The sequence below is a fragment of the Sphaerisporangium rhizosphaerae genome, from assembly GCF_042665155.1.
In the GTDB taxonomy this organism is placed as follows: Bacteria; Actinomycetota; Actinomycetes; order Streptosporangiales; family Streptosporangiaceae; genus Sphaerisporangium; species Sphaerisporangium rhizosphaerae.
The window spans coordinates 79,008-87,953 of record NZ_JBHTCG010000036.1 but is presented as its reverse complement, the minus strand read 5'-3'; the positions used below and the strand labels follow the sequence as shown (position 1 = coordinate 87,953).

The window sequence follows — 8,946 nt, the reverse complement described above, 5'->3', positions numbered from 1 at the left end:
CGCGGCGGAACGGCCGCCGGGCGGGCGGGGCGCCGGCCGCCCGGGGAGCGGCGAGCGCGCGGGCCAGGTCGGCGGAGCGGCGGCGGTGGTAGGTCTCCTCGGTCAGCTCGTCGATCACGGAGGGCTTGAGCCGGGCGAACATCTGGTCGGTCACGTCGTGCTCCTTGTGCGGGCGTGCTGAGGGGTGCGGCATCAGGCCTCTTCCAGGAACCGGCCATGGGGGGCGCGCGGGTGCGGACGCGCGGGCGGCTCGGCGCGCAGTGCCTTGCGCAGGCGCTTGCGCGCGCGGTGGAGCCGGACGTTGTAGGTGCGGGTCGAGCAGCCCATGACGGCCGCGGCCTGGTCGGGCGGCAGCCCGTGCCAGGTGGCGAGCGCCAGCGCCTCCACGTCCTGCTCGGACAGCGAGGCCAGCACGGCGAGCGCGGCCTCCCTGTCCACGACGTGCTCGGCGACGTCCCAGCTCTGGTGGTCCTGCGCGGTCGTGAGGGCCGCGACGCGCTCGACCAGCGCCCGGCGCCGGTGGCCGGAGTCGCGCTGCTTGGCCAGAAGGTTGCGTGCGACGCCGAGCAGCCAGGGCAGCGACGGCTCGGGCAGCTCGTCCAGCCGTCTCCAGGCGATCAGGAAGGTCTCGCTGGAGACGTCCTCAGCGACGGCGTGCTCGGCGCGCAGCAGGGCGTAGCCCAGGACGCTCCGGTAGTGCCGGTCGTAGAGGGCGGTGAATCGTTCTTCGGGATCGTCCACGACCAGTAGTCCCTCCAGACGGCCCCCGATTACCGTCCCCGCGCGAGAACCTGGGCGACGCGGCCGCGTGGAGGGACCTCAGTCGACGGCGGAGGCGCCGCGGGCGGCGACGGAGGCCTGGATGCTGCAGGTGAGGAAGCGGTGGATCACCTGGCGCTCCGCGTCGCCGAACTCCTCCAGCGAGGCCGACAGGTGCTGGGCGAGCGGGGTGAAGAACTCCTTGGCCAGGGCGATGGCCTGGGCCTGCAGGGCCAGCTCGACCTTGCGGCGGTCGGTCTCGCTGCGTGTGCGCTGGACGTGGCCGGCCTGCTCCAGCCGGTTCAGCAGCGCGGTGGTCGCGGGGGCGCTGAGGTTGAGCGCGGCGCCGAGGGCGCCGGGGGTGAGGGGCCGTCCGTCGCGGGCCGCGTCCATGATGACCACGACGGCGTTCAGGTCGGTGCGGTGCAGGCCGTGGTCCACGGCGAACCGCTCGACGAACCGGTCCAGCTCCACGTTGAGCCGCCGCATCATGGTGATCAGCTCAAGAGGGCTCGCGGCGTCGCCGCCGGGCTGGTCTGCCCTCACGGTGGCCTCCTTGTCGTCGCGTGCGCGGGCGGTTGCCGGGGAGCTCCTCGCGACCTAATCTTTCCATCGTAGAAATATTCCACCACTTAAACGACTGCGATGGGACGACCGCGATGAGACGACCAGAGCATATGGGCTGGACGGCGCTGTGGGGTGCCCGTGGCAAGTGGGCGACGCTGGCGGTGGCCCTGCTGCTGTCGGGACTGGCGCTCGCGTTCGGCGGCGCGGCCGAGGTCGACACCGACCCCGCCGCCGCCCTGCCCAAGGGAGCCGAGTCGGCGACCGTGGTCCGCCTGCGGCAGGAGCTGCCGAGCGGCCAGGTGCTGCCCGCCCTCGTCGTCTACAGCCGTGATGGCGCGCTGACCGGCCAGGACCGGGCCGCCGTCGGCTCCGACGCCCGCGAGCTGGCGGCGTTGGCCGTCGGCGGGCGGACGCCGCCGCCCGTCTACTCCGGCAAGGGCGACGTCGCACTGCTCACCGTGCCGCTGGCCGGGGACCTGTCGAACGCCCGGCTGGCCGAGGTGGTCGGCAAGATCCGGGCCGTGGGCCGGGACGGGCTGCCCGCGGGGGCGCGCGTCGAGGTGACCGGAGGGGCGGGCTTCCAGGTCGACCTGGCCGCGGTCTTCCAGGGCGCCGACACCACCCTGCTCGCCGTCACGGCGGCGGTGGTCGCGCTGCTGCTCCTGCTGACCTACCGCAGCCCCTGGCTGTGGCTGGTGCCGCTGAGCGTGATCGGCGTGGCCGACCAGGTCGCGGCCAAGGTCGTCACCGTCCTGACCCGCACCACCGGGCTGACCGTGGACGACTCCACCATCGGCATCACCTCGGTGCTGGTGTTCGGCGCGGGCACCAACTACGCCCTGCTGCTCATCGCCCGCTACCGCGAGCAGCTCCGCCTGCACGGTGACCGGCACACGGCCATGACCGGCGCCGTCCGCTCGGCCGCCCCCGCCATCCTGGCCAGCTCCGCCACCGTGACCCTCGCCCTCGGCACGCTGGCCTTCGCGCTCTCGCCGTTCAACAGGAGCATCGGCGCGGCCGGGGCGATCGGCATCGTCACCGCCGTGGCCTACGCCCTGCTGGTGCTGCCCGCCGCCATGGTGTGCTTCGGCCGCGGGCTGTTCTGGCCGTTCGCGCCGAAGGCCGGGCAGGACGACCCGGCACGCACCGGGCCGTGGGCGCGCGTCGGCGGCGCGGTCGCCCGGCGCCCGGCCCTGATGGCCGCCGTCAGCCTGGGCCTGCTCGCCGTGCTCGCGGCCGGCACGTTCGGCGTGCGCAGCGGCCTGGCGCAGACCGAGCGCTTCCGCGACCGGGTGGAGGCCATCGCCGGCCAGGAGACCCTGACCCGCGGCTTCCCCGCGGGCAGCGCGCAGCCCGTGGTGATCATCTCCCGGACGGCCGCCGCCGAGCAGGTGCGGGCCGCGGCCGCCGGCATCCCGGGGAGTCCCCGCGTCACGATCGTGGAGAGAACGCCTCAGTACACGCGGGCTGAGGCGGTGCTCGCCGCCGAGCCGGGCACCGAGCGGAGCTTCGCGGCGATCAGAGCCATGCGCGCGGCCGTCCACGCCGTGCCCGGAGCACAGGCGGTGGTCGGCGGCCCCGAGGCCTCCGACCTCGACGACCGCGACGCCGCCGCCCGTGACCAGCGGCTGGTCATACCGCTGGTGCTGGCCGTGGTGCTGCTGGTGCTGCTGGCCCTGCTGCGGTCGGTGGTGGCGGCGGTGACCCTGGTGCTGACGGTCGTCGCCAGCTTCGCCGCGGCCTTCGGCGCGGGATGGTTCGCCTTCACCCACTTCTTCGGCTTCCCCGCCCTCGACCTCAGCGTGCCGCTGCTGAGCTTCCTGTTCCTCGTGGCGCTCGGCGTCGACTACAACATCTTCCTGACCACGCGGGCCAGAGAGGAGACGCCGGAGCTCGGCACCAGGGGCGGCATCGTCGCGGCGCTCGCGGTGACCGGCGGCGTGATCACCAGCGCCGGGATCCTGCTCGCCTCGGTGTTCGCCGTGCTGGGCGTGCTCCCGTTGATCACCCTCACCCAGATCGGCGTCATCGTCGGCTTCGGCGTCCTGCTGGACACGCTGCTGGTGCGCAGCGTGCTCGTCCCGGCCCTGGTGACCCTGCTGGGTGAGCGGTTCTGGTGGCCCGGCACGCCGGGGCGGACGGCGCCCGAGGCCGGCCGCGAGGGCCACGTCCACGAGGCGTCCGTCCGGTAACGGTCCAACAGCCGCCCCCCCGGCGAGATCCGCGGCCCCTGACGGTTCGTGGGCCGGTCGGCGGGCCTGGCCGCCCCAATACAGGGCACCACCTCCTCCGCGACGTGGACGAGGTGGTGCCCTGTCTTGCGTAGGCTGAACAGGAGCCCCGCGTCGCGGTGCGCGGGCGGCGCGAGCCGCACGAGCCGTGACGGGCGCATCGGCCACGATGATTCTTTCCACCAGGTGTGCGAACCACTTGGCTCTAGTCATCGCGCCGCACTACGCTTTGCCGCAGATCATTCCGCCCTGTGTCCGCGGAGCTTCCTCATATGGAGGTGGCACCGCCATTGGCACCGGCGTTGACCATGTCAAGCGCGCTGAGGCTCCGCATGCCGTCGGCCGCGCTCGTCGATCATTCCCGTCCGTCAGACGGTGTGTTCGGCGTACCTGATTCCCGCTCCGGACCGCCACGCCGTCCGGGTATTTCGGGTTGTCGCTCTTCGGCGTCCGCGAAAGCTGGACTGTTGTGCCCGATTTCGGGCAGAAGCAATGCGAAAACGCATGCCTCTCCATGACCGCGCCGGCGCAGGGGCGAAGGTAACAAGAGGATGGGAAATGACACGTATAGATCCGGAGGCTCTGGTCGCAAGCCTCAGAGGGGTGCAGAAGGCCTCGGAGGCGACCGGGGTCGTGCACCACTTGGAACGCATCGTGCGCGTGGTGGACCGGCTGTTCGGCTACGCCGGAGCGGGTCTGATGTTCGCCGACGAGGGCAAGGCGCTGCGTTACCTGGTGACCACGGACGAGGCCGGCAAAAGCCTGGAGCATGCCCAGGCCGCCGTGGGCCACGGGCCGTGCGTGTCGGCGTTCTTCACCAACGCCGCGGTGACCACCTATGACGTCCAGAAGGACGAGCGATGGCCCGACCTCGCCGAGTTGTTGCATCCCAGCGTGCGCGCGGTCGCGGGCGTGCCTGTGCGGCTCGGGGACGGCCCGGTGGGCACGCTCAACGTGTACCAGGCCGAACCGCACGACTGGGAGGAGTCCGACACCCAGGCGTTGCTCGCCTACGCCCACGTCATAGAGGAGGTGCTGGCCGCCGCGGTCAAGGCCGAGGAGAAGAGCGCGCTGGCCGATCAGCTGCAATACGCGCTGGACTACCGCATCGTCATCGAACGGGCGATCGGCTACCTCATGGGCAAGCACGACCTGACGGCGGCCCAGGCGTTCACCGGCCTGCGCAAGCGCGCCCGCGACAGCCGCCGCCGCGTCGCCGACCTGGCCGCCGAGATCCTGGGCGAGCAGACGCCTCCGGGAGGCTGAGCGTCCGGCCGGCCCCGGCCGGACGCCGGCCGGGCCGAACCCGGATACCCTGGGCGGTGATGTATCGACTGCTCTTCGCGCTGGTGCTCCGCAGGCTCGACGCCGAGAAGGCGCACCACCTGACCATCCGCGCGCTCCGGGTCCTCTCGCTCGCCCCCGTCGTGAAGCGCCGGCTCCACCGAAGGCTGGCGCCGCGCGACAAGGCGCTGCGCGTCCAGGCGTTCGGCGTGCACTTCCCCAGCCCCTTCGGGCTCGCGGCCGGGTTCGACAAGGACGCCGCGTGCGTCGAGGGGCTGGCCGCCTTCGGCTTCGGCCACGTCGAGGTCGGCACGATCACCGCCCACGCCCAGCCGGGCAACCCGCGCCCGCGGCTGTTCCGGCTGGTCGCAGACCGGGCCGTCGTCAACCGCATGGGGTTCAACAACCGGGGCGCCGAGCACGCCGCGCGCCGGCTGGGCCGCCCGCGGAGCCTGCCGGTCGTGGTGGGGGTGAACATCGGCAAGACCAAGGTCATCCCCCCGGAGCTCGCCGTGCGCGACTACGTCGCGAGCGCCCGCAGGCTCGCCCCGCTCGCCGACTACCTGGTGGTGAACGTCAGCTCGCCCAACACCCCCGGCCTTCGCGACCTGCAGGCCGTCGAGGTGCTGCGCCCGCTGCTGACGCAGGTGCGGCGGGCCGCGGGGCGCACGCCGCTCCTGGTCAAGATCGCCCCCGACCTGGCCGACGACGACATCGACGCCGTCGCCGACCTCGCCGTCGAGCTGGGGCTCGCGGGCATCATCGCCACCAACACCACCATCGGCCGCGAAGGGCTGTCCGACGCCGAGGCGGCCGGCGCGGCGCAGGCGGGCGGCCTGTCCGGGCGTCCACTCAAGGCGCGCTCGCTGGAGGTGCTGCGCAGGCTGTACGCCCGCGTCGGCGACCGGCTGGCGCTGGTGTCGGTGGGCGGCGTGGAGAGCGTCGACGACGTGTGGGAGCGGCTGCTGGCCGGCGCCACCCTCGTCCAGGGCTACACCGCGATGATCTACGAGGGGCCGTTGTGGGCCTGGCGGATCAACCGGGGGCTCGCCCGCCGGATGCGCCGCCACGGCTACTCCGCCGTCGGTGAGCTGGTCGGCCGCGTCGGCCGCGAGCGGGCCGCCTGACGCCCTGCCGGTGAGGGGCGGTGGTCAGCCCAGGCTGGGGCGGGTGGAGTCGGCCTCGTGGGTCATCTCCTCGAGGCGCCGCATGACCTCCGCCACCGGCACCGCCCCGGGACGGTGCCGCCGGTCGCCCGTGCCGCCGCGCTGCCACGGCCTCGGACCCTCCACGGGCCGGTACTCCACGCCGTAGGCATCCAGCCGGGAAAGGTGCGCGGGCAGCGCCGCCGCGAAGCCGGCGGCCTGGCCCGACCAGGTGATCTGGGCCAGCGCGCAGCCGCGCGGCCAGGCCCGGTAGTCCAGCGTGCGGCCGTCGGGGATGCGCTCGGTCCACAGCTGGAACTGCGCGCCCAGCACCCGGCCGGCCTCCTGCGGCGTCCACGACGGCGGCACCGGCTCGAACGCCGCGACGTCGGCCACGGTGACCGTGTCGCCGATGGCCACGGGCTCCTCCGGCGAGGCCGCCTCCGCGTAGTCGAAGTACAGCGGGAACACCGGGGTCGCCACGATGTCGTGACCGGCCGCCGCGGCGCGCCGCCCGACGCCCATGCCGCGCCAGGGCATGACGATCGTGTCCGCCCGCAGCTCGCCGCTGACGAACGCCTCGTCCCACACCACCGCGCGGCAGCCGAGCCCGGCCAGCACGTCGGCCAGCTCGCGCAGGAAACGGGCGTGCAGCTCGGCGGGGGTGTCCAGCCCCAGGGACTCGCGGTACGCCGTGATCTCGGCGGAGGACGCCCAGTCGTCCAGAACGCACTCGTCGCCGCCGATGTGGAAGTACGGCACCTCGCCGAGGGCCTGGACGATCTCGGCGAAGACCGCCGCCAGGAACTCCACGGTGCCGGGCAGCGGCGACAGGATCGCCGGGGAGATGCCCCAGCGGTCGAGCACCTCGTGGGAGGCGGCGGGGTCGGCGCCGAGGTGCGGGTAGGCCGCCAGGATGGCCGAGGCGTGGCCGGGCACGTCGATCTCGGGGACGACGGTGACGCCCCTGGCCCGCGCGTAGGCGCCGATCTCGGCCAGGTCGGCCAGGGTGTGGTACCCGCCGTGCGGGGTGCCGTCGAACCGCTGCTCGCCGTGGAAGTGCGCCGTGGTCGTGCGCGCGCGGTGCGAGCCGATCTCGTGCAGCAGAGGGTAGGCCCGGCTCTCGACGCGCCAGCCCTGGTCGTCCGCCAGGTGCAGGTGCAGGCGGTTCAGTTTGTGGACGGCCAGCAGGTCGATCATGCGGAGCACTTCGCGCTTGGGCAGGAAGTGCCGGGACACGTCCAGATGCGCGCCCCGCCACGAGAACCGCGGCGCGTCCTCGATGTGCACGCAGGGCGCCGTCCACGCCGTGCCCGGCACGGCCGCCGACCGGAACGCCGCCGCGGGGAGCAGTTGGCGCAGCGTCTGCCCGGCGTACAGCGCGCCCGCGGCGTCCCCGGCGACGATGCGCACGGCCTCAGGCGTCACTGTGACGGCGTACGCCTCGGCGGCGAGGTGTTCGTCCCGCTCTACGGTGATAGCGGCCCCAGACGCCGTCTCAGCGCCTCCGGCCGCCCCGGCGAGGTCGAGCACGGCCAGCGCCCGCCGTACGGCGCCGGTCAGCTCCGCCGGGCCTGACACCAGGCCGCCGGGCGTGAACGCGAACGAGCCGGGAGCGGGGCGCACCAGACGAGGGCCAGGAATCAGATCGACCACTCTCAGATCATGCCATTCCGCTCATGATCGGGCCGAGGTGGGCGGGCGCCGCTCGCCGCGGCGCCGGAAGGACCTCAGCCGAGGTAGCGCTCGAGGCCGTCGACCAAGGAGGCGGCGACGCGCTGGCGGAAGCGCGGGTCTCTGAACTTGGCGGCGTCGCCCGCGTTGCGCATGTTGCCGGTCTCGATGAAGACCTTCGGCACGGTGGACAGGTTGAGCCCGCCGAGGTCGCTGCGGAAGTCGAGCGCGCTCTTGCCGATGTAGGTGGAGTACGGCATGCCGGTGCCCTCGTGGTAGGCCGCCCGGAGCGCGAGGCCGAGCTTCCTGGACCGGGCCACGACCGGGTCGACCGGCCCGTTGATCTTCTTCGGCATGATGACGTGGAAGCCGTGGCCGGACGCGGGGGCGCCGTCGGCGTGCACCGAGATGGCGGCGTTCGCGTGGGCCTTGTTGCCGATGGCCGCGCGCTGGGTGATGCACGGCCCGACGCCGGAGTTGCCGTCGCGGGTCAGCCGGACGGTGGCGCCCTTGGCCTTCAGCAGCTTGACCATGCGACTCGCGACGTCCCAGGTGAAGGCGGCCTCGGAGTAGCCGTCGTTGGTGGCGGTGCCCGTGGTGTCGCAGGGCTTCCACTGGGTGAGGACGTTGACCTTCTTGTTGATGACCTCGGGGTGGCGGTAGTTGCCGCCGTTGTGCCCGGGGTCGATGACGATGACCTTGCCCGCGAGGGGACGGGCGGGCGTCGCGGTGTCGGTCGCGGCCCGCGCCGAGGACGCGCCCGGCTCGGCCGACACGCTCTTCAACCGCGCGGTCGCGGGCGCTCCGGAGCTCTGCGCGCCGGAGCTTCGCGCGTCGGCCCCGGTGGCCGCGGCGCCGGTGGCGCCGCACGCCGTGACGCCCAGCCCGCACAGGGCCAGGAGCGATATGGCCATTGCTCGACCGGTCACGTTGATCCCCTTCGCCGACGACCGTCCGCCTCCAACTTACGCGCAACGCCGCGATGGACCGGCCGGTATGCGGCAACCGGCGCGACCGCCCGGGGATCGCCGGAGGATCACCAGGCGGGCTCGCCCAGGTTCTGCCTCTGCAGCAGCGCGGCCAGCTCTCTCGCGTCCTCGGCGTCCAGGCCGAGCACGACGCGCGGCCGGCCCCACGGGTGGTCGATGGAATGGGCGACGTAGCTGGCGACCGACTCGGTGGCGCCCTCCTGGTCCTTGCCGCGGGCGGCCCGCCAGTGGGCCCACGCACGTTCGAGTTCGGCCGCCGCCCGCTGGGCGCAGGAGACCAGTTCAGGATCACGCATG

At 73.4% G+C, this 8,946-nt stretch carries 8 protein-coding genes; 3 read left to right on the top strand and 5 right to left on the bottom strand.

Going from position 1 to position 8,946, the window contains the following annotated elements; all coding sequences use genetic code 11:
* Positions 1 to 192 precede the first annotated feature (192 nt).
* Together ACFQSB_RS34320 and ACFQSB_RS34315 are read right to left on the bottom strand one after the other, a co-directional pair.
* Positions 193 to 741 carry an RNA polymerase sigma factor gene (locus tag ACFQSB_RS34320; protein WP_380831005.1) on the bottom strand — a complete coding sequence of 183 codons (549 nt, stop codon included), beginning with the start codon at positions 739 to 741 and terminating at the stop codon, positions 193 to 195.
* Positions 742 to 819: 78 nt separating this feature from the next.
* Complete coding sequence (locus ACFQSB_RS34315) at positions 820 to 1,305, bottom strand: MarR family winged helix-turn-helix transcriptional regulator (RefSeq protein WP_380831004.1); 486 nt, start codon at positions 1,303 to 1,305, stop codon at positions 820 to 822.
* Between the two features lie 113 nt (positions 1,306 to 1,418).
* Here ACFQSB_RS34315 and ACFQSB_RS34310 point away from each other — a divergent pair, with 113 nt between their 5' ends.
* The 3 genes from ACFQSB_RS34310 to ACFQSB_RS34300 all read left to right on the top strand — a co-directional run bounded on the left by ACFQSB_RS34310 (position 1,419) and on the right by ACFQSB_RS34300 (position 5,968).
* Positions 1,419 to 3,518, top strand: coding sequence for an MMPL family transporter (locus tag ACFQSB_RS34310; protein ID WP_380831002.1), 2,100 nt, complete (start codon positions 1,419 to 1,421; stop codon positions 3,516 to 3,518).
* Positions 3,519 to 4,115: 597 nt separating this feature from the next.
* A complete protein-coding gene (locus ACFQSB_RS34305; protein WP_354853020.1) occupies positions 4,116 to 4,823 on the top strand; it encodes a GAF and ANTAR domain-containing protein in 708 nt (235 codons plus the stop codon).
* 59 nt (positions 4,824 to 4,882) lie between these two features.
* Complete coding sequence (locus ACFQSB_RS34300; RefSeq protein ID WP_354853021.1) at positions 4,883 to 5,968, top strand: quinone-dependent dihydroorotate dehydrogenase; 1,086 nt, start codon at positions 4,883 to 4,885, stop codon at positions 5,966 to 5,968.
* A gap of 24 nt (positions 5,969 to 5,992) precedes the next feature.
* On the opposite strand, the gene ACFQSB_RS34295 is transcribed toward ACFQSB_RS34300, so the two are convergent.
* The 3 genes from ACFQSB_RS34295 to ACFQSB_RS34285 form a co-directional block, all read right to left on the bottom strand.
* Positions 5,993 to 7,642 (bottom strand): beta-N-acetylhexosaminidase, encoded by a 1,650-nt coding sequence (locus ACFQSB_RS34295; protein WP_380831000.1) that lies wholly within the window; start codon positions 7,640 to 7,642, stop codon positions 5,993 to 5,995.
* A gap of 74 nt (positions 7,643 to 7,716) precedes the next feature.
* Positions 7,717 to 8,589 (bottom strand): N-acetylmuramoyl-L-alanine amidase, encoded by an 873-nt coding sequence (locus tag ACFQSB_RS34290; protein ID WP_380830998.1) that lies wholly within the window; start codon positions 8,587 to 8,589, stop codon positions 7,717 to 7,719.
* Positions 8,590 to 8,696: 107 nt separating this feature from the next.
* Complete coding sequence (locus ACFQSB_RS34285; protein ID WP_354853027.1) at positions 8,697 to 8,945, bottom strand: hypothetical protein; 249 nt, start codon at positions 8,943 to 8,945, stop codon at positions 8,697 to 8,699.
* Position 8,946: the final 1 nt, after the last annotated feature.